The organism is Erwinia billingiae Eb661 (assembly GCF_000196615.1).
Classification (GTDB): Bacteria; Pseudomonadota; Gammaproteobacteria; order Enterobacterales; family Enterobacteriaceae; genus Erwinia; species Erwinia billingiae.
Genome location: NC_014306.1, coordinates 2,931,261 through 2,956,319 on the forward strand (window position 1 = coordinate 2,931,261; position 25,059 = coordinate 2,956,319).

General features: G+C 54.9%; 18 protein-coding genes and 2 tRNA genes. 5 read left to right on the forward strand and 15 right to left on the reverse strand.

Annotation, left to right across the window (positions count from 1 at the left end; translation table 11 throughout):
• Positions 1–5 precede the first annotated feature (5 nt).
• Both EBC_RS14780 and EBC_RS14785 read right to left on the reverse strand, forming a co-directional pair.
• Complete coding sequence (locus EBC_RS14780; protein WP_013202626.1) at positions 6–1,310, reverse strand: flippase; 1,305 nt, start codon at positions 1,308–1,310, stop codon at positions 6–8.
• A gap of 15 nt (positions 1,311–1,325) precedes the next feature.
• Entirely contained in the window at positions 1,326–2,306 is a 981-nt protein-coding gene (locus EBC_RS14785) for a glycosyltransferase family 2 protein (RefSeq protein ID WP_013202627.1), read from the reverse strand.
• Positions 2,307–3,230: 924 nt separating this feature from the next.
• On the opposite strand from EBC_RS14785, the gene EBC_RS14790 reads away from it, so the two are divergent.
• Positions 3,231–5,345 carry a bifunctional diguanylate cyclase/phosphodiesterase gene (locus tag EBC_RS14790; RefSeq protein ID WP_231853663.1) on the forward strand — a complete coding sequence of 705 codons (2,115 nt, stop codon included), beginning with the start codon at positions 3,231–3,233 and terminating at the stop codon, positions 5,343–5,345.
• Here EBC_RS14790 and EBC_RS14795 read toward each other — a convergent pair.
• From EBC_RS14795 to EBC_RS14805, 3 genes are all read right to left on the reverse strand, one after another.
• On the reverse strand, positions 5,342–6,766 hold the full coding sequence (locus EBC_RS14795) for a purine-cytosine permease family protein (RefSeq protein ID WP_013202629.1): 1,425 nt from the start codon (positions 6,764–6,766) through the stop codon (positions 5,342–5,344). The genes EBC_RS14790 and EBC_RS14795 overlap by 4 nt on opposite strands.
• 291 nt (positions 6,767–7,057) lie before the next feature.
• Positions 7,058–8,578: an acetaldehyde dehydrogenase ExaC gene (exaC, locus tag EBC_RS14800; RefSeq protein WP_013202630.1), complete on the reverse strand. Its 1,521-nt coding sequence runs from the start codon at positions 8,576–8,578 to the stop codon at positions 7,058–7,060.
• A 178-nt stretch (positions 8,579–8,756) separates the two neighbouring features.
• Positions 8,757–9,476: a glutamine amidotransferase gene (locus tag EBC_RS14805; RefSeq protein ID WP_013202631.1), complete on the reverse strand. Its 720-nt coding sequence runs from the start codon at positions 9,474–9,476 to the stop codon at positions 8,757–8,759.
• Between the two features lie 220 nt (positions 9,477–9,696).
• Here EBC_RS14805 and EBC_RS14810 point away from each other — a divergent pair, with 220 nt between their 5' ends.
• Positions 9,697–10,584 carry a DMT family transporter gene (locus tag EBC_RS14810; protein ID WP_013202632.1) on the forward strand — a complete coding sequence of 296 codons (888 nt, stop codon included), beginning with the start codon at positions 9,697–9,699 and terminating at the stop codon, positions 10,582–10,584.
• A 59-nt stretch (positions 10,585–10,643) separates the two neighbouring features.
• Positions 10,644–12,014 carry a CoA transferase gene (locus EBC_RS14815; protein ID WP_013202633.1) on the forward strand — a complete coding sequence of 457 codons (1,371 nt, stop codon included), beginning with the start codon at positions 10,644–10,646 and terminating at the stop codon, positions 12,012–12,014.
• A 77-nt stretch (positions 12,015–12,091) separates the two neighbouring features.
• On the opposite strand, the gene EBC_RS14820 is transcribed toward EBC_RS14815, so the two are convergent.
• From EBC_RS14820 to ghrA, 3 genes are read right to left on the reverse strand one after another with little or no spacing between them, the layout of a single operon-like run.
• A complete protein-coding gene (locus tag EBC_RS14820; protein ID WP_013202634.1) occupies positions 12,092–12,646 on the reverse strand; it encodes a TorD/DmsD family molecular chaperone in 555 nt (184 codons plus the stop codon).
• Positions 12,647–12,682: 36 nt separating this feature from the next.
• Positions 12,683–13,420 carry a phosphatase gene (locus EBC_RS14825; protein ID WP_013202635.1) on the reverse strand — a complete coding sequence of 246 codons (738 nt, stop codon included), beginning with the start codon at positions 13,418–13,420 and terminating at the stop codon, positions 12,683–12,685.
• A 52-nt stretch (positions 13,421–13,472) separates the two neighbouring features.
• Positions 13,473–14,414, reverse strand: coding sequence for a glyoxylate/hydroxypyruvate reductase GhrA (ghrA, locus tag EBC_RS14830; protein ID WP_013202636.1), 942 nt, complete (start codon positions 14,412–14,414; stop codon positions 13,473–13,475).
• A 295-nt stretch (positions 14,415–14,709) separates the two neighbouring features.
• Between ghrA and EBC_RS14835 the strand changes: the two genes are divergently transcribed.
• Positions 14,710–14,797, forward strand: a tRNA-Ser gene (locus EBC_RS14835).
• 507 nt (positions 14,798–15,304) lie between these two features.
• Here the strand turns inward: EBC_RS14835 and EBC_RS14840 are convergent.
• Entirely contained in the window at positions 15,305–16,465 is a 1,161-nt protein-coding gene (locus EBC_RS14840) for a low temperature requirement protein A (RefSeq protein WP_013202637.1), read from the reverse strand.
• A 67-nt stretch (positions 16,466–16,532) separates the two neighbouring features.
• Entirely contained in the window at positions 16,533–17,939 is a 1,407-nt protein-coding gene (gene phoA / locus EBC_RS14845) for an alkaline phosphatase (RefSeq protein ID WP_013202638.1), read from the reverse strand.
• A 245-nt stretch (positions 17,940–18,184) separates the two neighbouring features.
• On the opposite strand from phoA, the gene EBC_RS14850 reads away from it, so the two are divergent.
• Positions 18,185–18,272 (forward strand) — tRNA-Ser (locus EBC_RS14850).
• Positions 18,273–18,542: 270 nt separating this feature from the next.
• Here the strand turns inward: EBC_RS14850 and phoH are convergent.
• The 5 genes from phoH to putP form a co-directional block, all read right to left on the reverse strand.
• Complete coding sequence (gene phoH, locus EBC_RS14855; protein WP_013202639.1) at positions 18,543–19,331, reverse strand: phosphate starvation-inducible protein PhoH; 789 nt, start codon at positions 19,329–19,331, stop codon at positions 18,543–18,545.
• A 573-nt stretch (positions 19,332–19,904) separates the two neighbouring features.
• On the reverse strand, positions 19,905–21,188 hold the full coding sequence (gene efeB / locus EBC_RS14860; RefSeq protein ID WP_013202640.1) for an iron uptake transporter deferrochelatase/peroxidase subunit: 1,284 nt from the start codon (positions 21,186–21,188) through the stop codon (positions 19,905–19,907).
• Positions 21,189–21,194: 6 nt separating this feature from the next.
• On the reverse strand, positions 21,195–22,319 hold the full coding sequence (efeO, locus tag EBC_RS14865; protein ID WP_013202641.1) for an iron uptake system protein EfeO: 1,125 nt from the start codon (positions 22,317–22,319) through the stop codon (positions 21,195–21,197).
• 53 nt (positions 22,320–22,372) lie between these two features.
• On the reverse strand, positions 22,373–23,206 hold the full coding sequence (gene efeU, locus EBC_RS14870) for an iron uptake transporter permease EfeU (RefSeq protein WP_013202642.1): 834 nt from the start codon (positions 23,204–23,206) through the stop codon (positions 22,373–22,375).
• A 228-nt stretch (positions 23,207–23,434) separates the two neighbouring features.
• The gene (gene putP / locus EBC_RS14875) at positions 23,435–24,919 is read right to left on the reverse strand and encodes a sodium/proline symporter PutP (protein ID WP_013202643.1); all 1,485 of its coding nucleotides are present in this window, start codon (positions 24,917–24,919) and stop codon (positions 23,435–23,437) included.
• Positions 24,920–25,059 lie beyond the last annotated feature (140 nt).

Sequence of the window (25,059 nt, forward strand, 5' to 3'; positions counted from 1 at the left end):
TAGCCTTAACCCGCGTTTTCTTTCGGCGCTTCAAATCCTCGGGGGCTCTCTTTCAGCAGATAGCTCTTGAGGATATTGTGTTTGATCATAATCCGCAGGATGCCGAGGAATACCAGGAACTCGGACAGCACCAGCGAACTCGCCGCGCCAATCGCGCCAAACTGCCATGCCAACAGCGCACAGACCGGCACGTTAATCAGGCCAACAATAAACATCACATGCATACGCTGCTTGGCCAGCCCGTGAGGGATCAGGATTTGCAGCCCCGCCGGGTAGCTGACGTTACCGAAGATAAATCCGCACACCATCACCCGCAGCACGTTGGCCGATTCGTGGAAATCGGGTCCCAACAGCAGCTTGACGATTAAATCCGCGAAGAAGAAGGTGAACACCACAATAAACACGCTAATACCAAAGGAAAAGGTAATGCTTTTGCGGGTGGCGTGGATCACCGCATGCGGATCCTTATGGAACAGATAGCTGACGCGCGGGAAGAAGGCATTACCAATTTGCTCAGGCAAGGTATTGGCGGCTTTCTTCAGGCGGTCGCCGCCGTTATATAAGCCGACCATATAATTGCTGGTCATGCTGGCCAGAATTAACACGTTGACGTTGTTAAACAGGTTGGCGCCGGCAATCGCCAGAAAGACATGCAGACTGTCTTTAATGCGTTGCATGATTTCGCGCGGCTCAAAGCGGTAAAAACCAATCACCTTCATATTGACCACGAAATACAGGGTGATCACCGCGGTAATGGTGGCCGTTACGCCCGGTATCAGCGCCGCCAGCCAGGTGTCTTCCGGCGTTTTCACCAGCAGGAAGGTCAACGGAATAGAACAAAACTGCCCGACGGTGGAGATCAGCGCGGTTTTCCCCAGCTTCTCAAAACCCTGCATCAACCAGCCAAAGGACAGCAACTGGCCATATAAGACCGTTGAGTTCGCCAGCACAATAAAGAACAAATTATGCCACTTCGGATTAAACCAGGTGACCAGCAGCAGGATCGCCAGCGTGGCGGTCCCCATAATCAGCTTGGCATTGAAGGTTGACCAGAACAGCTGGGTCACCTTGCTTTTGTCTTCCCGGTGCTGCGCGATATCCTTGGTGGTGTAAACGTTAAAGCCCCAATCGGAGATGGTACTGCAGTACATGACGCAGGCCAGACCCAGTGCCAACACCCCCATATGCTCTACACCCAAAATACGGGCAAGGTAGGGCAAGGTGACTAACGGAAAAATAAAGGAGGCGCCACGCAGCCCCAACAAAGAAAAAATATTAATGATTAAACTTTTATCAAATACCTTAGCCATCAGCCCTTAACCTTTTCAAGAAACCGTCATACTGCGCAGATTCTGCCTGACTTTGATCAGATTAGAGTATAATTCCGGCTTCCTTAACAGTAGCCAGTTGGTAACAGAGCCTGGTTTCAGACTTTTCCCCAAATAGTGAATCGCGTGGGTGACATAGGCAGGAACGCTGCGGTTATCGGCAAGTGCCAGATTAATCATTAACTTGAACGAGTGAATCAGATACAGCCGGCGCAATTCGGCCAGTTCCTTTTGATCGTCCACTGCCCTGAGTAATTTCTCATAGGAACAGACAAAAGCATCATAACGCTGGCGGAAAAAGCTTTCGCTCTTCACGCTGTTGGTTAAAGAGCCGCTGCGAATACGTTGCTTATAGTAAAGATTCTGACTGACAAATGCGCTGCGCGAGCGCAAAAACACTTCCAGCGTAAAACAATGGTCTTCATGCAGACGCTTAACATATTTTAATTGGTAAGTTTCGATGACCTCTTTTTTCAAAATATAATTCCAGGTCGCCGAGGTATAGGCCCCTGAACGCAGCAAAGAGGCAAAAACCTCCTTCGGTTTCATTAAGCCAAATTCGCGGTGCTCGACTTTGCCATAGGTGCGCCCGGAGTCATCATCCTCAAACATCTGCGAGTTGAAGCAAAACAGTTCCACTTCGGGATGCAGGGCCACGGTGTCGCTCAGCTCTCTGAACAGGCCGTCGCATACCACGTCATCCGGGTCACAGCAGAAGATGAACTCACCCTGCGCCATCGCAATGCCGACGTCGCGTGCATTACCCAGGCCACCGTTGGCAATGGTGACCACTTTTACATTGTCCAGCGCACCGTACTTTTGCTCCACCAGCGCCAGAGTATTATCGGTAGATCCATCGTTAATGATAATAAGTTCATTCGGGGAAGGAATTTGACTCAGCAATGAATCAATACATTCAACAATGTAATTCCCAACATTATACGCAGGAATAATGACTGACAACAATTTAGCTGACATAGGTCTCATCTCTTGTGAGAGTGGAATGCCTGCTAATTAACAACAATACCAAAATAAAATCAACGCAGAATGAACCGCCCTGCGCTTATTCGGATTAATACCAGGAATGGCGCTTAAATATTATAAAGCATGTCATTTTTTACATTTCTAAGTTAATTCATTCTGGCCCAATAATAAGATTAGCGAACCTATCTAAATTAATGTCAGATGATAATCTTTATCCGGCCAATCAGAAGGAATGATTATTTATTTCCGCAAAGGATGTTTTATTCCAAAATCTCACTACAACCAAGGTTAAACAAACTGTGGTATTAGGATAATCCTCAGTCCATCCCCTTAAAAAGGTGTGTCCTCCGCCGAAGGCTAATTCACCGCAACGATTCACTCATCCTCAAAGAAAGCCATAAGGCATCAGGGATAACAAAACATTTAAGCCAAATACCTGTTTTTCCGCTGTGATGCCCAGGCGAAACCTGGTTACACATATTTTTATCGCCGATAAGACGGCAATCTCACAGCCGCAGCGGCCTTTGTAACAACCCGGCGAGAATAATAAGGAATAATCCTATGTTATTGGCGATAAAACCGCGTGAGGAAAATCTGGACACTTACAGATCGCTAAACTGTCGACGCCCTGCCCTGCGTTTTTACCCCGTAATGATTAACGCATCGCTTTTACAGTTTTAAGTCAAATTCCCCCACGGCAAAAAGTAAAAAAACTTCATCAGTTAATTTTCACTTCACATATAAATCTGTGGAAAATCAGCGGAGCCGCACGTTTCAGGCGCAGAAAAAAGACAGATATCAGATTTATGCTAGCCTGAAAGAAGGTCCGTCCTTCGCCGCAGGCTGATAAAAAACATGAAGATATCAGACAGTTTCCGTCTCCACTTTGTTCGTGAAGTTCTTGTTCCTCTGGTTTTAGTGTTGATTATTACTTTTGTGGCAGCCAGCTTTACCGTCTGGTGGGCGACCGCAAAAAGCAATGATATTGCCGCTGCACAGCAGCAACAGATAATAAAAACTTCACTTTCTCAAAGCCTTGACGAAATGATCAAGCAGCATCGCAGCCTGGCGCTGTGGCAACCGCTTGCCCGACGACTGGCCAGATCGCCGCAAGATACCGTCTGGCTCAATCAAAACGTGGGCGACTGGCTGTCGACGATGTTCGGCCATCAGCTGGTCTATATCCTCGATGCGAACAACCAGCCGGTCTATCGCTGGGAGAACGGTCGCAACGTGGCGGTTTCTCAGTTTGCCCACCTGCAGCAACCGGTACAGACCTTTATGCAAAAGCTGAAGGTGCCCTATGCCAGTGAAAATGGTCATCGTGAGGTAATCGACTTTACCCTGATCGATAACCGCCCTGCCGTGCTGGCCATGGGCAACATAGAAGGAGAACGTGGCCGTTCAAGCCCGTTCACCCTGGTCAGCGTTAAGTATCTCGACAATACCTACCTGAGCTCACTCTCCCAGCGCAGCCTGCTGAAAGATCTTCGCTATACCGATGGCAATCCCATTGCGGACGGCGCCAATTACCTGTTAACCACCCACAGCGGTCAGCCTCTCGGCCATCTCTCCTGGCAGCCCGACCGGCCTGGCACACGCATGCTGGCGGTGATCGGCCCGCTGGTCGCCATCGTGGTGTTAATTATCACCGCGATCTGCGGCGTGATGATCCGCCGCCTGTGGCTCTCTTCCCTGCGGCTGTCGCAGTCGGTGCTACAACTCGGCGCCAGCGAGGCACAGGCACAGCATCTGGCCTTCCATGATGTGCTGACCGGTTTGCCCAACCGCGCGATGGTGGAGGAACGCCTGACGCAAGCGTTAGGCAGACTGATGCGTAACGGCGACAAGGTGGCGTTACTGTTATTAGACCTGGACAGATTTAAGCTGATTAATGACACCTACGGCCATCACGCCGGGGATGATTTGATTATTGAAGTGGGCCACCGGGTCAGCAGCCTGGTGGGCGAACAGAATACCGTTGGCCGACTGGGCGGCGATGAGTTTGTGGTGATCCTTGATGTGGTCAGCTCTCCGCGCGAGATCCAGACCATGTGCGAGCAAATTATTGTCGCGCTGTCGCGTCCCTTTACCCTGCTTGGCAGCGATACCTGGATTGGGGTCAGTATCGGCGTGGCTATTGCGCCGGAGGATGCGGTCGATCGCTCAGAGATGATGCGCAAAGCGGATATCGCGCTGTACGAAGCCAAAAGTCAGGGACGCGGGCAGTACCGGGTGTTTGAGCGGGCGATGGATGAGTCGGTGAAAACCCGCCAGCAAATCGCCGCCGATTTGCGTCTGGCGATGCAAACCAAAAAGGATCTGGCGGTGTTCTATCAGCCGCTGATGGACATTTCCGGGCAGAAGGTGGTGGCACTGGAAGCACTGATGCGCTGGAATCATCCGGTTCATGGTGCCATCTCACCGAGCGAATTTATCCCGCTGGCCGAAGAGATGGGGCTGATTATTCAAATTGGCGAATGGGTGCTGCGGGAAGCCTGCCGCGTGTCGCTCAAGTGGCCGGATCTGACCATTGCGGTTAACGTCTCGCCGTTGCAGTTCCGCGCGGCCGGCTTTGTCGAGCGTTTTAAGGCGATCGTGAAGCAGGAAAAAACCCTGGCGACGCGCATTGAGCTGGAAGTGACCGAAGGCGTGCTGATTGAAGACGAAAAAGGCGCGCAGGAGACGATGAAAAAACTGCGCGAGGCCGGCTTCCGCATCGCGCTGGACGATTTTGGCACCGGCTACTCCAGCCTCAATTACCTCAGCCATTTCTCGGTCGATAAAATCAAAATCGACCGCTCGTTCACCCAGTCGCTGGGCGTGACGGAGAACTCGATGGCGATCATCGAATCGGTGGTGAAACTGGGCCAGGCGATGGGTCTGACGGTGACCGCAGAAGGCGTGGAAACCCACGGACAGATGGCAGCCCTGGCAGAAGCCGGATGTAATCAACTGCAGGGCTACCTTTTCTCTCAGGCGGTTTCCGAAGAACACATCGTTGAATTACTGGCGCAGCGAAAAGCCAGTTAACCCTGCGGCAGCACGGTGGCCTGTAAACGGGCCGCCTTGTTGCGCTGATTAACCAGCAGCCAGCACAGCGCGGTAAACACCCAGCCGATGATCCAGGAAATATCATTCCCGTCGAACAGGTACACCAGCGAGCCGCTGTAGAAACCATTGGAGATAAACGGCAGCTGGATCAACACGCCCGCCACATAGGTGGCAATCCCCATCAGATTCCAACGCTTGTAGCGGCCGTCAGGATCGGACAGTGCCGGAATGTCGATATGCCCGCGGGTAATAAAGTAATAATCCATCAGGTTCATGGCGCTCCAGGGCACAAAGAACGCCAGCAGGAACAGCAGGAACTGGGTGAACGACTTGAGGAAGGACGGCGCGCTAAGCATCGCAATCGCACAGCTGATCAACACCATACAGACAATAAAAGTAATACGTCCGGCTTTGCTGATGGTGGCGGTCTGGCGGAAACCACAGACGATGGTGGTCAGCGACATAAAGCTGCCATAGGCATTCAGGGTGGTGAAGGTGATTTTGCCGAAGCAGATCGAAAAATAGAGCACCAGCGCCAGGGTTCCGCTCGATCCCAATCCCACGATGTAACCCACTTCATTGCCTGAGAACGCCTTTCCGGCCAGCGCGGCGGCAATTACGCCCAGCGTCATCGACAGCTGCGTGCCCAACGCGGTGCCGGCAAAGACCGCGAAGAAGGTTTTGCCCGCCGACACGTTACGCGGTAAATAGCGCGAGTAGTCAGAGACGTAGGGGCAAAAGGCGATCTGCCAGGAAGACGACAGCGACATCGCCAGCAGGAAGTTCGCCAGCGAGAAGTGATTATTGCTTAGCAGCGCGCCAATATCGTTCTCCAGCAGCAGCCGGAAGAACAGATAGATAAAGGTCAGCACGCCAACCACGCTGGCCACTTTGCCCAGTCCGTGGATCAGCCGGTATCCCAGCGTGGCAACAACGATAATGATCAGCCCAAAGCCGATAATCCCGGCCCTGTCGCTGATGTTCGCCAGATGCGCCAGCGCCTGCCCGGCCAGGACCGTGCCGCTGGCCGAAAAGCCGATATACATCACGCAGACCAGCACTAGCGGGATCACCGCGCCATACACGCCGAATTGCGTCCGGCAGGTGATCATCTGCGGCAGGCCCAGCCTCGGTCCCTGCACCGCATGCAGCGCCATAATGCCGGCACCGAGTATCTGCCCCACCAGCAGCCCAATCAGCGACCAGACCACATCGCCGCCCAGCACCACGGTTAACGCGCCGGTGACAATTGCGGTGATTTGTAAGTTGCCGCCGAACCACAGGGTGAACTGGCTGAAGACGTTGCCGTGACGTTCGGATTCGGGAATGTAGTCGATGCTGCGGGTCTCAATCAGTTTGCTTTCTGCACGCTCGGTACGCGCAGAGGATACGGATGACATAACCAACTCCTTGCCTGAAAGGGAGCCGCCCGCTCATGGGAACGACATGAGGCGAGGTGGCGCGATGATGTGTGCGGATTGTGTTGTTTAGTCTTGTATATACAACCCTATGGCAGCGTGCCATATTTGGCTTTAGTCGGCAAGATGATGGGTCATAACAAAAACCAATGTGTGAGGCCGCGCAAACGCGCGTGGAGGTGAGGTGCAGGCGTTTTTAAACCGGTCGAGGTTATGGCGGGGAACAGCATAAAAAGGGCCGCTATTGCGGCCCTGTTGGGAGATGCGCTTACATCAGAAGAAGCCCAGCGGCTCAATGCTGTAGCTGACCAGCAGGTTCTTGGTTTGCTGGTAGTGATCGAGCATCATTTTATGGGTTTCACGGCCAATACCGGATTTTTTGTAACCCCCGAAAGCGGCATGCGCCGGATACAGGTGGTAACAGTTGGTCCAGACGCGTCCGGCTTTGATCGCCCTGCCCACGCGATACGCGCGATTGATGTCGCGGGTCCAGACGCCGGCACCGAGGCCATAAATGGAGTCGTTTGCAATGGCGATCGCTTCGGCCTCATCCTTAAAGGTCAGGATGCCCACTACCGGTCCAAAAATCTCCTCCTGGAAAACGCGCATACTGTTGTTGCCTTTCAGCAGCGTCGGCTGAATGTAATAGCCGGTGGACAGACCGCCTTCCAGTTTTTCCACCCCGCCGCCGGTCAGCACTTCAGCGCCTTCCTGCTGAGCGATTTCCAGATAAGAAAGGATTTTGTCGAACTGCTGCTGAGACGCCTGCGCGCCAACCATGGTGTCGGTATCCATCGGATCGCCGCGCTTAATGGTTTTCACGCGTTTCAACACCGCTTCCATAAAGGGCTCGTAAATAGACTCCTGCACCAGCGCACGCGACGGACAGGTACAGACTTCGCCCTGATTAAGGAAGCCCAGCACCACGCCTTCCGCCGCTTTCTCAATAAAGGACGGTTCGGCCTGCATGATGTCTTCGAAGAAGATGTTTGGCGATTTACCGCCCAGCTCCACCGTGGACGGGATCAGGTTCTTCGCCGCCAGCTCAAGGATATGGCCACCGGTTGCGGTGGAGCCGGTAAAGGCCACCTTGGCGATACGCGGATTGCCCGCCAGCGCTTCGCCCGCTTCACGGCCGTACCCGTGAACCACATTCAGCACCCCTTTCGGCAGCAGGTCGGCAATCAGTTCCACAAACAGCGTAATGGACAGCGGCGTTTGTTCAGCCGGTTTCAAAATCACGCAGTTGCCGGCAGCCAGCGCGGGCGCCAGTTTCCACGCGGCCATCAGCAGCGGGAAGTTCCACGGGATAATTTGCGCCACCACGCCCAGCGGTTCGTGGAAGTGGTACGCGGCGGTGAATTCGTCGATCTCCGCAGACGATCCTTCCTGAGCGCGAATACAGCCGGCGTAATAACGGAAATGATCCACCGCCAGCGGCAGGTCGGCGGCCAGCGTTTCGCGCACCGGTTTGCCGTTGTCCCAGGTTTCGTTTACCGCGATAAATTCCAGATTCTCTTCCAGCCGGTCGGCAATTTTCAGCAACGCCAGTGAACGCGCCTGAACAGAGGTTTTGCCCCAGGCGTCGGCAGCGGCATGGGCTGCATCCAGCGCTTTTTCCACATCATCTTTATCGGAACGGGGGAACTCACCGATCACCGATCCATTTACCGGCGAGGTGTTCTCGAAATAGGCCCCGTTAACCGGCGGCACAAACTCACCGTTGATAAAGTTGCCGTACTGAGACTTCAGGGTGATCAATGAATCTGTAGTGCCCGGATATGCATAACGCATGGTGGTTTCCTCGGAGTAAATTCGCCGGAGCGATTTAACAATCAAATAACTCATCATTAACAATATTGATAAAAATGAGCATGTCAGATTGCCAAAGAGGAAACTGTGACGGGAGTGCCATGAAAGCGGGTCGGGAAGCCATCATTGTGAGGTAACGCACAACAATGGCCCGGGTAAATCAGGCCAGCTTGCTGGCCTGACGATGCTGATGCCAGAAGGTTTGCAGCAGCTGCAACGGCGTGGCCGGCTCCTGCTGATGCGCCATCAGGCTACTGATTTCACTATTCTGGCTGCTTTGCAGACAGGCGGTCATGATGGTGCCGGTAAATTCCGGATGAAACTGCACCGAAAGCGCCTGCGGGGTGTAACGGATAATCTGACAGTCATCCTGTGCGGACGCGGCCAGCACCTGCGCGCCCGGCGGCGGCTGCAGCACCGACTGACGGTGGGACAGCCACGCGGAGAAGTGCGTCGGCAGCTGGCTCAGTAACGGATCGCTGGCGGAGCAGGCGTTCATCTCCAGCTGTTGCAGACCGCGTTCCCAGCCGCGTGGATTATCATCCACCCGCCCGCCCAGCGCGTAAGCCATCAGCTGATGACCGTAACAGACGCCGAGCAGCGGTAAGCCCTGCTCGACCGCGCTGCGGATCCAGGCCGCGCTGCGCTCGCTCCATTCGGCGTGATCGGTCACCATTGCCCAGGAGCCGCTCAGCACCGCGGCGGCAACGGAACAGGCATCCGGCAGGGCTTCGCCCAAATCCGGGCGGATCACCACATATTCGCCGGGTTGCAGGCCCAGAGCGGCAACAAACCAGTGCTGTTGTTCACCAACGCGATCGATGACCGCCTCAGGCGGGGTTTCAAACTGAATGATGGCTAACGGAAGCGCAGAAGGCATAGCGGGAAGTTATCCTTAATGATTATCAACATGCACCTGACGACAGGGATCTGAAGATTATGATGGCATGTTGACCGCCGGCTGTCTCATCACTTTTTCTGAGGGCAGTAAAACAAATTCAGCTAACGCCCGGTGCGAAATAAATTGCCTGATCCCGCTTAATTCAGCGGCAATTCATGCCATGATAAAAAGGTGATCACACGCACAACAGGACAGTCTCGTGGCTTTGCGGCATTTTTTTCTTATTTTACTGGTAGTGACCCTTTGGGCGTTCAATAACGTCGCGATCAAATGGGGTCTGCTCGATCTTCCCCCGCTGTTTTTAACCCTGATGCGCTTTGTGGTTGTGGCGCTGATTTTGGTCCCGTTCACCCGCGTTAACCGCGCGCAGTTGCGCTATCTGGTGCCGCTGGCGTTTACCTTTGGCTTTCTGCACTTTTCACTGCTGTTTGTTGGCATGAAATACACCGATGCCGGCACCGGCGCGATTGTGGTGCAGCTCGGCACGCCGTTTGCCATGCTGCTGGCGATGGTGATCCTGAAGGAGAAGCTGTCGGTGGTGCAGATGACCGGCATTGCCGTCTCCCTGACCGGCGTGGTGGTGCTGGCCGGCAGCCCGACCATTCCTTCCTGGTGGGTGCTGTGTATCTTGCTGTGCAGCGCCGCGGGCTGGGCGATCAGCAATATGCTGGTGAAAAAATCCCCGCCGATTAAGCCGCTGACCATGACCGGCTGGCTCTGTTTCCTGGCGATCCCGATTGTCGGCCTCGCCTCCTGGGTGATGGAATCCAATCAGATCGACAGCCTGATCCACTCCAGCTGGCGCGGCTGGTTTGGCATTCTGTATAGCGCGATTTTCTCTTCGATTATCGCCTACTCGCTGTGGTACTGGCTGCTGCGCAGCTACAACGTCAACCTGATCATGCCGTATTCGCTGCTGACGCCGGTGCTGGCGGTGATTATGGGCGTGGTGGTGCTGGGCGACGAGATGAATATGTTTAAAATTATCGGCGCGCTGCTGGTGGTTGCCGGCACGGCCATTGCGGTCATTAATCTGCGTAATCTGCGCATGCACGCCCGTCTGCCAAAATTCCGCCGCCTGCGTTAACGCCAGGCAAAAAGCGGGGTTCATTGCTAAGGTGATAAGCATCATCCAAGGAGGACGCAATGGACAATGGGCTTACCACACACCTCTGGCAACAGCTTTGGCACGGGCTGCGCGCTGCCAGCGATGCCGTTCCTCAGGTCACCTTCCACGGGGACGCGCAACTCTGCTCGCTGTATCCGGTCACCGAACTGGCCAGCACCAGCATCGCACTGGCGATGCAGGCTGCGGCCGATCTGATTGGCAATCCGCATCCGCTTGAGGTGAATACCGCGCTGGCTTCACGCTGGTTCCAGCACAGCTTCCGCCCGATTAATCGCCCCGCGCCTGCCTTGTGGGACCCTTTTGCCGGGGATTATCCCACCGCAGATGGCTGGATCCGCCTGCATACCAATGCGCCCCATCATCGTGCGGCGATGGAAAGCGTGCTCGGTCAGCATGCCGATCGCGCCAGCCTTGCGGTAGCCGTCAGCCAGTGGAATAAAACTGCACTGGAAGACGCGGTGGTCGTCGCAGGCGGCTGTGCGGCCGAGATGCGCAGCGTGGAGGCGTGGCAGCAGCATCCGCAAGGCCAGGCCGTCCGGCGCGAAGCGTTAATTGAACAGGCGTTGCAGCCCGAAGGCCCGGCACCCACCTGGCGCCTGTTCCCCGCGCGTCCGCTGCATGGCGTGCGCGTGCTGGATCTGACCCGCATCATTGCGGGCCCGGTGGCCACGCGATTTCTGGCCGGACTGGGCGCTGAGGTATTGCGGCTCGATCCGCCCGGTTGGGAAGAACCCTCGCTGGAAGAAGAGGTGACCCTGGGTAAGCGCTGCGCCAGGCTCGACCTGAAATCCGCGCAGGGACGCAAGCACTTTGAAGCCTTGCTGAGTCAGGCGGACGTGCTGGTGCATGGCTACCGTGCCGATGCGTTGAGCGCGCTTGGGTATGATGCGCAAACCCGGCAAAAACTGTCGCCGGGATTGGTGGACGTCAGCCTGAATGCGTGGGGATGGACCGGCCCATGGCGCAATCGCCGTGGCTTCGACAGCCTGGTACAAATGGGATGCGGCATTGCCGACAGCGGCCGCCAGTGGAAACAGCGCGATGCGCCCTCGCCGCTGCCGGTGCAGGCGCTGGATCATGCCACCGGTTATCTGATGGCAGCCGCGGTGCTGGAAGGCTTGCGCCAGCGACTGCTGCATAATACCGGCTACACCGCCCGCCTGTCGCTGGCCAGAACTGCCTGCCTGTTGACCGACAATCCGTATCCGGAAAGTGAACAACCGCAGGGTTTGGGCCCGCTTAAGCCACAGGATGAAAACGTCGAGATTGAAATCACCCCGTGGGGCATGGGCTATCGCCTGCGTTCGCCAGTGTGGTTACCCGGCACCCCGTTGATCTGGTCACGGGCGGCGTCGCGGTTGGGATCGGCCAACGCGGAGTGGCAGTAACGCAGTAAAAAGCCCGCCGGTCGCTAATGGGCTACCGGCGGGCTTACGTCAGGTTATGGCTCAGGCTGGAACAGGGCTCAGACGTCCCCTTCTTCTTCCAGTTCGTCACGCATCGCCTGAATCGCTTCGCGGCTTAACGCGGCCAGCGTGCGGTAAAACGCGGTGGTGGCATGGGCTTCAACTTTGCCCAGGAACTGACCCACCCACGGCAATAAATACTCATCAAACAGCGTCACCTGCGCCTGCACTTCATCCGCCGCAGACTGGTCTTCCAGCCATGAAGCGGCCAGCAGCAGCGCACCAATATGATCGGCTGGGCCTTCGCCTAACGGCATACCGCGGCTTTGCAGGAAGCCACGCACGTCGCTCTCCTGCGGGCCGTTATCCCAATGCGATCCGTACGGCGGCACTTTGCAGTCGCTGCCGACAAACAGCGCGTTGTAATCCCCCGCCAGCGCCTGCGGGTCGCTGTTTTCCTGCAGGCGGATCAATAGCTCATCCTGCTCCAGCGGCCAGTGCTGCTGCAGTTTGCCTTCACGCAACATCGTAAACAGCGGCACCAGCAACGGATCCTGCGGCTGGCGGTTGTACAGCGAGCCAAGAATACGGCAGATGATAGAGAATTCATTCATGACGGTCAGTCCATTCAGAGGTTAATTGTGACAATGTCACATATCAGCAAATTCAGCAATTTTGGTGCCGGTACGCAGCTCGAGGAAATCCAGCAAGCGGCGTGGGGTGACATTTAATACGCGATCTTCCGGGAAATCCACTTCCTTCATAATCCGCAGGCAGTGTTCGAAGTTGCCGAGGGTAAACGCAGTATGGGAATCCGATCCGCAGGAGATCCATCCGCCGGCATCGCGCACCGCCGCGACGATTGCGCGGCAGTTAGGTTCGCTGCCCGGGCGGGAATGAGTAAAGGAGGAGTTGTTCAACTCGAGCGCGACGTTATATTTCGCCGCCGCTTCGGCAATCGCCGGGATATCGACCGGGTATTTCGGGTTGCCCGGATGGCTGATGATATGCACATTGCCACTGGCCATCGCCGCAATCATCGCTTCGGTATGCGTGGCCTTATCGCGCGGGGCGAACACCGGTTCATGGAAGCCCGCCACCACGATATCCACCGATCCCATCATCGGCCCGGTGCAGTCAATATCACCGTCGGTATTCTTGATGTTAGCCTCGATGCCGCGCAGGATGCCCACGCCATCCACCACACGTGGCCAGACGCGCATATTCACAAAGTGCCAGTAGTGCGGTGCATCGGCCATATCCGGGCCGTGATCGGTGATCGCCAGCAGTTTGACGCCACAGGTTTGCGCCTGCACCACGTAGTCGCGGAGTGTGCTGTAGGCATGAGTGCTGGCAACGGTATGCATATGAAGGTCAACGGGGTACATAACATTCTCCTTTAGGCTTAGGGCAAGAATAGCATTCCTGCCCCTGATTGACTTAATAACCGCGGGTTACGTCGACCAGACCGCCAGGCATTTCACCGGCTTCCAGGGTGGCGATCGATTTCGCGATAAAGTCCATAGCTTCGTCTGGCAAGGTTACAGCGGCATTATGCGGCGTGATGGCAATATCCGGATGCGTCCAGAACGGATGGGAAGTATCGAGCGGTTCACGTACGAAGACGTCCAGCGCGGCGGCTTTGACCTCACCGGCTTCGATCGCCGCCAGCAGATCGTCTTCGACCAGATGCGCACCACGGGCGAGGTTAAGCAAGAATGCCTGCGGTTTAAGTTGGCTAAGCAAGCTGCGGTTCAGGATCCCTTCGGTCTGTGGCGTGTTGGGCAACAGGTTAATCAGCACCTGGCTGCCGGCCAGGAATTCGCCCAGCTGTTCCGCGCCATGGAAACTGGTGACACCCGGCAAGTCTTTCGGTGAGCGGCTCCAGCAACGCACCGGAAAGCCCCAAATCTTCAGGCTTTCTGCCACGCTCTGCCCCAGTACGCCCGCGCCCAGAATACCGATGCTGAAATCTTTGCGGCTGTAGTTAGGCAGGTGTTGCCACAGCGACTGTGCCTTCTGCTGTTGATATTCGGTGAAGCGACGGAACCAGCCTAAAACATGGTAAACAGCGTATTCCTGCATCTGTCGGCCCATGCCGGTGTCTTCCAGGCGGAATAGCGGCACCTCTTTAGCCAGCATTTCAGGATGTTGGCGCAGCTGGCCGAGAATATCATCCACGCCCGCGCCGAGCGCGAATACTGCTCTCAGTCCTTTACGGCCTTGCAGCATATCGACAGGAGGCTGGCGCACCAGCGCAAAGTCGGCAGGCGCATCATCGCCGGGTGTCCATTGGCGGATACGGGCGTCGGGCAGGCGTTGTTGCAGGCCGTCGATCCAGGTTTCTGCATTAAATGACGGATGGTAAAAAATGATATCCACGTTTGCTCTCCTGTTTTTTCTCAAGGCTCGGGGAAAAAGGTGCGTCTGGCAAGCAAAAATTGTTGCGATACCAATAGTATCGCGATGAAGTATTCGTCAGGATCGGCATTGGTCGTATGGGGTTATTAACAGCGGATAGGCCGTTTCGTTGTGGTTAGTGGGGATTTTGGTGATTTAAGCAGCAAACTGCTGCAAAACTGGCTAAACGCGCAGAAAAGTGGAGAAAGGGAGTTGACCGCGGCAGCGCTTTTGCCTACATTAGCGCCCGTCAGCAACCTTGTTGCGACAACAATATGGTGAGGTGTCCGAGTGGCTGAAGGAGCACGCCTGGAAAGTGTGTATACGGCAACGTATCGAGGGTTCGAACCCCTCTCTCACCACCATATTTGAAGAAGAGTCTGAACATACGTTCAGACTTTTTTTTTGCCTAGAATTCAGGAGAGAGGGGTGAGAAGCCTCGACGAATAAAGTCTGAAGTTAGGGTAAGTCGCCTGCTAACTGTGGTGGCAGGTCAGGGAGAGGAGGTTGAACGCAAAGTCGCCGTGAACCCATCCCTGGGGGCTCAGCGGCGACATCCCTGTCGCCGAAGACTCGCTATCAACCTTCTCTCCCTTCCCCTAAGCTTCAGTATCGAATGCTTGATTGTGGACACACAGGTCAAAACCCTCTTCGATGCATTCCTTTGATTTGTGCGTCCACCAGTCCACCCATCGACACCAATGCTATAAGGTGGCGGCTCAGAGCGCCTTAGCCGAGTGTCTGCGGCAGGGATGCCGCAGCCAAGCCTCCAGGGATGGATTCACGGCGTCTCGGATAAGGCGCTCTGTGCCGACGCCGTGCCACCCAACCCGGTGTTGACCTCCGCCCTACCACCCAACGCGGTGTTGACCTTAAGCCACTCCCTTCCCTCGCGATATGCTTTCCCATCCGGCGACGGCGATCATCACCACTGTTGTTAATCCGTTAATCATCAGCCTGTCGGTGATAAAACAAACCGGTAACAGCGCCAACAGAGCCACCAATCCGGCAATGTGCGAAAGCGGGAAACGCCGGTACACCATCGTTTTATAAATGCCGTTGGCGGCCAGATAGGCGGCGGGACCCAATAACAAAACCGCTATTGCGCTGGCATCCATATGCCCGTCGGGATGGACGATCACCAACTCGTTCGCCACCGCACAAACGATAATCGCCCCGACCAATACCACATGCACATAATGATAACAGGCACCCATTTGCCCCGGGTTTTCCGACTGCTGGATCGCATGACTGCCCGCCTTACTGCTGGTGTCGAAATAGACCCACCACATCGCCAGACTGCCAAGAAATGCCACTAATGAGGCAATGATCACCGGCGCATCCCAACTCTCCAGCTCACTCAATGTCGCACCAGTGATCAGAATGGTCTCCCCCAACGCCACAATCACAAACAGCTGACTGCGCTCCGCCAGATGATGGCCCTCAATCGTCCACTCGCTGGACGTATTTGAACGCCCTAACACTGGCAACCAGAAACCTATCATCGGCGAAATGTAGGTACAGGCAATGGCGATCGCCCACCACACCATCCGCCCATTACCCTCTACAAGACCGCCAATCAGCCAAAACACCCCGGAAATCACCATCCAGCCTAAGATGCGCTGAAAGTTACGTTGTAACAGATGATTGTCCGGCAACCAGAACAGCGTCACCGCCGCACGGCCAACCTGCATCGCAATGTAGAATAAGGCAAACACCAATCCCCTTTCGCCAAAGGCTTCAGGCAAGGCTGAAGATGCAAACAGCCCCAGCAACATAATGGCGAACAACAACAGACGGATTTGACGGGTTTCCGGATCGAACCAGTTGGTGACCCAGGCGGTGTATTGCCAGGCCAGCCAGACGGCAAACCATAGCAACAGCGTCTGCAACGCGCCGACCAGCGTCAGATGATGCAGCAAATAGTGGGAAAGTTGGGTAACGGCGAAGACGTAAATCAGATCGAACAGTAATTCAGAAAACGACACGGTGGCGCCCTGACCATCGCGTACACGTAACAAGCTCTGCCGCATGACATTATTCCTGAAGGGGAGTCGCTGATTCAGCTTAGCGAAGCTCCCCCAGGCTAACCAGAAAAAGTTACTGGATTTCCATCGCCGATTTCAGCGTGTAGAACAGATCGGTCTGATCGGTCAGCCCGACAACGTTAGCCGCATGCGGACCGTAAGCAGCAATACGCAATTGCGTGCCGGTGTGGCCCTGAGAATCCTCCTCAGAATTGCCGTAACTGAGGGTCATAAAACCTCCCTCTTTGGTCTTCAGCGTTTGCGTCAGGCCAGGCGCTTTGCTGTCATTGGCAACGATCTGGCTGGAGTGCGCATGGTCGGCCGTCACAATCACCAGCGTGTTACCGTCTTTACGGGCAAACTCCAGCGCCTTCTGTACCGCCTCGTCCAGATCGACCGTCTCGCCAATCTGACCACACGGGTTGGCAGCGTGATCCTGCTTATCTATCGACGCGCCTTCAACCTGCAGGAAAAAGCCATTCTGGTCCTTGCTCAACAACGCAATTGCTTTGTCGGTCATCTGCGCCAACGTCGGCGTGGTTGCCGGACGTTCGGCATTCACTTCACAACTTATCGCCTTGTCTTCACCGTTGCCGTGCCAGGTCGCTTTCGGCCCTTTCCAACGCACCGGCATGTTGCCCTGAGCAAACAGACCTAACACCGGTTTGTCCTGATTCGCTTCGGTAATGGCCGTCAAGCCGTTAAGATCGCTGACCCACTGATAACCCCGCAGCTTAGCCTGCTCTTCCAGCGTCTTGCCCTGCCACTCGCCGGCTTTCGCGGTTTCGCTGAAGGTTTTACCGCCGCCGCCGAACGTCACATCCGCACGGGCATTCAGCAGCTGCTCAGCAATCGATCCCCTGCCGCCTTTTTCTAACGCATTACTGGCGCATAGCTCGCTGGTTTTTTCCGGGCCATAACACTTACGCGAGGTGACATGGGCGATCTGCGCTGCTGGCGTCGCATCTTCCAGCTCAGCGGTTGAGACGTTGCCCGTTGCCTTACCCGCCGCTTTCGCCATTTCCATAATGGTTGGGTGATCGTTGCCGTTAACGTCCACGCCGATTGCGCCGTTATACGATTTCACCCCGGTGCTCCACGCGGTGGCTGATGCGGCAGAGTCAGTGACGTAATCCGGTTTATGGGTTTTCTTGTCCAGCGCGTAATGCGTGTATTGCCCGGTCAGCGGCAGCGCATCAATCCCTTTAAAAAAGCCGCCCGCGCCCTCAGCGTAGTTACGTGCTGCAGTAATTTCAGAGTCGCCCATGCCATCGCCAATCAACAGGATCACGTTTTTGGCTTTATTGCTGTTCAGCGAGGCTTTCAGCGCGTCGGTCTGGTCACCGGTCAAGCGACGGGCACCGCCAGGCTGGGTGATGTCGCCCTGCGCGGCCCGGGTGTAAGTGGCGATATCGGCGATGGCGGAGGAAGAGATAACAGAGGCAACCAAAGACAGGGTAAACAGGCTTTTAACGTTCATAAACTCAAGGCTCCATGAGTAAGTTTTGCTAAACATTTCAGGGAGCCAGTCTGCGACACAACCATGACATTTTTGTGTTTAGTTGATGTCAGTTTTATGACCTGATTTTTGTGAACTTTCTGGATAAATCAGTGAGTGGATTGAGGATAAGCTGATAGAAGCAAAGAAAATTCTGCTTGACCGCTTCCCTGCGACTGCCTATAGTAGCGCCCCGTCGCCCCTCTGGGACGCAGCAGTAAAAATATGGTGAGGTGTCCGAGTGGCTGAAGGAGCACGCCTGGAAAGTGTGTATACGGCAACGTATCGAGGGTTCGAACCCCTCTCTCACCACCATATTCGAAGAAGAGTCTGAATTCACGTTCAGACTTTTTTTTTGCATAAAATTCAGGAGAGAGGGGTGAGAAGCCTCGAAGGGTTCGACAAAACGGCAGGACAGCCGTTTTGCACAGCTCTGCTGCCCGAAGGGCGAGGCACAGGGATGTGCCTCGTGATCCCCCTCTCTCACCACCATATTCGAAGAAGAGTCTGAACTTACGTTCAGACTTTTTTTTTGCATAAAAAAGCCCGGACTTTCATCCGGGCTCGGTTCAGCTAGTCAGATTCTTAGCCGTAAGCGAGAAGCGTACGCTGGCAGAGCTGTGAACGTACGCAATCTTCTTTCTCGAAACGCACCACGCTGACCATGTCGTCGTCCTCAAAGCGAGATAGCGCATCGCTGAGACCCGACTTCACATGGGACGGCAAATCACACTGTGTGATATCGCCGTTCACAATCACGGTGACGTTTTCCCCAAGGCGTGTCAGAAACATCTTCATCTGGGCGGCGGTGACGTTTTGCGCCTCATCAAGGATCACCACGGCATTTTCAAACGTTCGTCCACGCATATAGGCGAAGGGAGCGATCTCCACTTTGCCAATTTCGGGACGCAGACAATACTGCATAAAGGAAGAGCCCAGACGTTTAACCAGAACGTCATACACTGGCCGGAAGTACGGAGCGAATTTTTCTGAGATATCTCCAGGGAGGAATCCCAAATCCTCATCCGCCTGCAACACCGGACGCGTAACAATAATCCTGTCAACATCCTTATGAATCAGGGCCTCAGCCGCTTTCGCTGCGCTGATCCAGGTTTTACCGCAACCGGCTTCGCCTGTGGCAAAGATCAGTTGTTTGCTTTCTATGGCTTTAAGATAGTGCGCCTGAGCTTCATTTCGGGCTTCAATCGGGGAATGGTCACGGGTATCACGCGCCATGCCAATTGACTCTAACCCACCCATCTGCACCAGCGAGGTGACCGATTCTTCTTCACGCTGACGGTGACTGCGTGAATCGCTACGAAGCACACGTTTTGCTTCACGACGCGCTTTGATCACTGCTTTCTGTCTTCCCATAGTGGCACCTTACAGTTGGTTTCATTTCCCGCACCTGCAAATCGATGCGATTACGTGAACGCTTTAGAGGTTTCGGTGGCTTCCTTTTAAGCCTTGTCTGGCCATTGTGTTAGCGCATAGCCGTGTTTGAGCGCAGCTGTGCACCGGTTTGAAAAAGAAAGAAGTTGGCCGTTAGAATATAAGAGAGAAGAGAAAGTTGAAGCGGGAGTAGCGCCCTCGCATGGAGCCGCGAAACTTTGTTTATGGTACATCTGTCCGTTACAACACTTTACCATTCGCGATCTCCGTGGTGGACATGTCAACACTTTAAACACCCGCTGTTAATAAGGTGCTACAGATCTCAGGATCAATGCAACATCTATTTTACGTCTGACGTAACATTTTATCGGTTAATAGCCCGCACCCTGGCTGTGAGAAATTAAATAATGAAGTAATTCAACGAGATGGATTTTTCTTACGGGTTTTTCTGAATCGATAAATGCACTGGGAGGAGGAAAAAGGGGTGAAAAAAATAACTGATTAAAAAATAACCTCCCGCTTCACAACGAAGCAGAAGGTTCTTTAATGAAACTATCAGGCTTCCAGCAAAGACTGCCCAAGATAATGCTTATCATCCTGGACACCGGGTAGCACAAAGAAATATCCCCCGCCAATCGGCTTGATATATTCCTCGAGGGCTTCACCGTTCAGTCTTTTTTGCACGCAGAGAAAACCTTTTTCTAAATCATGCTGATAACAAACGAACAACAGGCCCATTTCCAGCTGACCCGCGTTTGATACCCCCGCCGAATAGCTGTAGCCGCGACGCAGCATTAAATTGCTCTGCGTTTCTGGCGTACGGGGATTTGCCAGACGAATATGGGCATCCAGCGGCGTGACGTTGCCATCAGGATCGCTGGCATAGTCAGGCACATCATGCTCGTTCTGCATCCCTAACGGTGCACCGCTGTGCTTCACGCGACCAAAGATCGTCTCCTGCTCGCGCAGTGGCGTACGATCCCAGAACTCAACGTGGAACTGGATAATCCTCGCCGCCTGATAGCTGCCGCCCACGGTCCAGGCCGGTTCGCCCTGCCCGGCGGTGACCCACAGAATCGAGTCCATCAGCGGCTGGTTAGTGGTATCCGGATTCGCCGTACCGTCCTTGAAGCCCAACAGATTGATTGGCGTCTCCTTGCCCTTGCTGCGCGCAGCATGGTCAGAGATAAAACCTTCACGACGCCAGCGCACGCTGAGCAGATCCGGCGAATGCTTGATGATATCGCGCAGGGCATGGATCACCGTGTCATTGGTGTTGGCACAGATTTGCAGCAGCAGATCTCCGTGGCACAGACGGGCATCCAACGCATCGTTAGGAAAACGCGTCATCGCCTGTAACTTCACCGGCTTGTGCGCCTGTAACCCATAGCGCTCGTCAAACAGCGAATGCCCCACCGACACCGTAATGGTCAGATTATCCGGGTAAATATCATCTCCCAGAATGCCGGAATCCATTGGCGGTAAGCGTGGATTGGTCACCAGTGGCGCTTTGCCGCCTTTGGTCAGGAAGGCAATGCGATCGTTGAGCAAGCGGAACAGCCGTTGCAAATCCGCTTTGTCGGTCGCCAAAACGTCAAAGGCCACGATCATCATCGCAGCCTGTTGAGGTGTGGTTACGCCCGCCTGATGCAGGCCATAAAACGGCTGTGCCTCCTGTCTTGCTGAAGGCGACAAGGCGCCTGGCGAGAAGGATTTATCATCCGGTGCCGCATGCACCGGACAGCCACCACTTACAGCAAAGGCACCCCCAAGGATGCCCATGCCTTTTAATAAACGACGACGCGACGGCAGTGCCGCGTCATCCACAGATTTTGCCATTTACGATTAATCCAGTCCCAGCGTTCCGCGCAGCTTAGCAAGGTCTTCCGCCAGTGTGGTGATCGGGCCTTTCATTGCATTGCGGTCAGCGTCAGTCAGCTTGTCATAAGATTCGTAACCGTCTTTGGTCCGGTATTTTGACAAGATGCCGTCCACTTTCTTGAAGTTCGCATCGATTTTCGCCAGCAGAGGCGCATCGGCCTTCTGCAGCATTGGACGGAGCAGGTTAACAATTTTCTGCGCGCCGTCAACGTTAGCCTGGAAATCCCACAGGTCAGTGCGGCTGTAACGATCTTCTTCACCAGAGATTTTGCTGGAGGCCACTTCTTCAATCAGACCTGCCGCACCGCCAACCACTTTGCTTGGCGGGAAGGCCAGCTCGTCAATGCGCTTCTGCAGATCCAACACGTCGGTGTTCAGCTGAGTCGCAAAGGACTCCATGCCTTTGGTGCTCTTATCGCCCCACAGTGCTTTCTCAATGCGGTGGAAACCGGTGAACTTAGGATCTTCCGCTTTCTTCTCGAAATCGTCTTCACGGGCGTCGATGCTGCCATCCAGGTCGGAGAACAGTTCGGCAATCGGTTCGATGCGCTCGTAATGACGGCGGGTCGGTGCGTACAGCGCTTTGGCTTTTTCGATATCGCCCGCTTTCACCGCATCGGTAAAGGCTTTGGTGCCGGCAACCAGTTCCACCACCTCTTTGGTGACGTAGGTTTTGTATTCAGCAATCGGTCCGACCAACTGCATCACGTCCGGCTTTCCGTCAGAAGGCGCGTTAGTGCCCTTGACGATCAGCTTGCCTTTCGGGTTGCTTAACAGGCCGCAGGTCAGGTCATATTCACCGGCTTCCAGATTCGCCGTCAGCTTCTGGGTAAAGCCAGGCGCGATATTTTCACGCTCTTCGACCACCATCACCCCCTTCAGGATCTCCCACTCCAGCCCTTTCTGGCTGTTGTTCTGGATGATGAACTGGGTTTTCCCCGCGTTCACCGTGACGTTCATTGGATCACACTGTTTGTCATTCACGCTGATTTTAACCTGTGGAATATCAGCGGCCATCGCAGCGGCAGAACCGGTCAGCAAAGTCACGAGCGCAGCATTCAGCGCGTGCTGGCGAAAACGAAGAGTCATAGTAAATCCCTGTGAAAAAGTTACGCGCCTGCAAAACAGGCGCGGACAAAGGCTTAGCGTGTGGTACGCACTGCCGTAGCCTGTGGACGCACTGGCATAAAGAACAGCAGCAGCGCAGGAACTAAATAGATAAACCAGACCGCCACTTCGCTGACGCTTGGCGTTTCCTGGTAGCCCAACATCCCTTCCAGCAGCGTACCGATAAGGGTGCTGGTGGAGAGCGTATTACTCATATCAAAGGCGATGTCCTGGAAATGATTCCACAGTCCGGCTTCGTGGAAGGCGCGGATTGCACCGGCGGCCAGACCGGCGGCCACAAACAGGATAAACAGGCTGGTCCACTTGAAGAAAGTCGCCAGGTTAAGACGCACGCCGCCCCAATAGATCAGCATGCCGAGGATAATCGCGGTCGCCAGGCCCAGTATGGCGCCTAACGGTGGGCCAATGCCCACATCCTGCTGGAACGCAGCAAGCAGGAAAAACACCGATTCGAGGCCTTCACGGGCAACTGCCAGGAACACCATCATAATCAGCGCCCAGCCGCTGCTTTTGCCCTTCTGCAACGCATTGTCCACGGCATCTTCCAGCTGGGCCTTTACGTTGCGGGACACTTTGCGCATCCAGAACACCATATAGGTCAGGATACACACGGCCACCACGGCCACGATCCCTTCAAACAGCTCCTGCTCTTTCTGCGGGAATTCGCCGGTGGTTTCGTTGATAAAGTAGCCAACGCCAAGGCAGAGTGCGGCGGCAACAAACACGCCCACCCACATTGCGCCAAACCATTCACTGCGATGGGTACGCTTCAGGTAACTGGCGATCAGGCTGACAATCAGCGCGGCTTCCAGGCCTTCGCGTAACATGATGAGAAATGGAACAAACATGCCTACACCCTCGAGTGTGAAAGAATTTCAGTTGCGGTAAAGAAACGTAAATCAAAACGATATCGATTATCATTATCGGCAACGAAAAAACAAGAGGCATCGTGGGTATTTTCGCAATCTGCGAGAAGGGGCGCGGCGGTGCTGTAGCGGATACAAACGGGGCGTGCGAAGAGTGAACGGCAGTCAACCGACCGGGCGTCAGTGCGACGCCCGGTGGTAAACGCTGACTTATTTGGTGTTGTATTCGATTTCTGCTGCTTCGAAACGTTGCTGTGCCGCAGCGCTTGGCTCGCGGCCCATCAGGCTGACGATCCAAATTGCCAGGCTGGCGAACAGGAAGCCAGGGATGATTTCATACAGATCCAGCCAGCCGTACTGTTTCCAGATCAGTACGGTTGCCGCACCGATAATCATGCCTGCCAGCGCGCCGTTACGGGTCATACGCTTCCAAATCAGCGACAACAGCACCACCGGACCAAATGCCGCACCGAAGCCCGCCCAGGCGTAGCTGACCAGTCCCAATACGCGGTTCTCCGGGTTAGAGGCCAGCGCAATGGCGATCACCGCCACCAGCAGAACCATCAAACGCCCTACCCACACCAGCTCACGTTGAGTGGCGTTTTTGCGCAGGAAGTTTTTGTACAGATCTTCCGTCAGCGCGCTTGAACACACCAGCAGCTGACAGCTCAGGGTCGACATCACCGCCGCCAGGATAGCGGACAGCAGGATACCGGCAATCCACGGGTTAAACAGAATACGCGCCAGCTCAATAAAGATGCGCTCGCCGTTTTCAGATACGCCCACGGCTTGCTCCGGATGGTTCTGGAAATAAGCGATGCCGAAGAAGCCCACTGCAACCGCCCCACCCAGACACAGGATCATCCAGATCATGCCGATGCGGCGTGCGCTGCGGATTGAGCGGTGGGAATCGGCCGCCATAAAGCGCGCCAGAATATGCGGTTGCCCGAAGTAGCCCAGCCCCCAACCCAGCAGTGAAATCACCGCGACAAAGTTCAGGTTCTTCAGCATATCGAGGTTTTCGATACTCTTCGCTTCAATCACCTTAAGCGAATCGCTCAGCCCGCCGACGGCGAAAATCACCATCACCGGCGTCAGGATCAGCGCGAAGAACATCAGGCTGGCCTGCACGGTATCGGTCCAGCTGACGGCGAGGAAGCCGCCAACGAAGGTATAGATGATGGTGGCAGCAGCACCGGCCCACAGCGCGGTTTCATAACTCATGCCGAAGGTGCTTTCGAACAGACGCGCACCGGCAACGATGCCGGAAGCACAATAAATAGTGAAGAACACCAGGATCACCAGCGCTGAGATCACCCGCAGTACTTTACTTTTGTCCTCGAAGCGACTGGAGAAGAAGTCTGGCAGGGTCAAGGCATTGTCGTGATGCTCGGTCTGCACGCGCAGACGCCCCGCGACAATTTTCCAGTTAAGGTAGGCGCCGATGGTCAGGCCGATGGCAATCCAGCTTTCTGAGATGCCCGACAGGAAAATCGCGCCAGGCAAACCCATCAACAGCCAGCCGCTCATATCCGATGCTCCCGCCGACAGCGCGGTGACCACGCTACCGAGGCTGCGCCCGCCGAGGATGTAATCGTCGAAGTTTTTTGTAGACCGGTATGCAATAAAACCTATCAGCACCATGCCGAGGATATACACACAAAAGGTCACCATCATTGGTGTACTCAGAGTCATTCAGGTTCTCCACTTATTATTGTTTATGCGCAACCACCGGAGCTATCCGTAGTCACCGCTGGAACGTCGCGGCGCTACCTCCCTGGCTCAGCGCGGGGTATCCTGCCGTAAACCGCTTTGACGCACAAACGATTTAACAC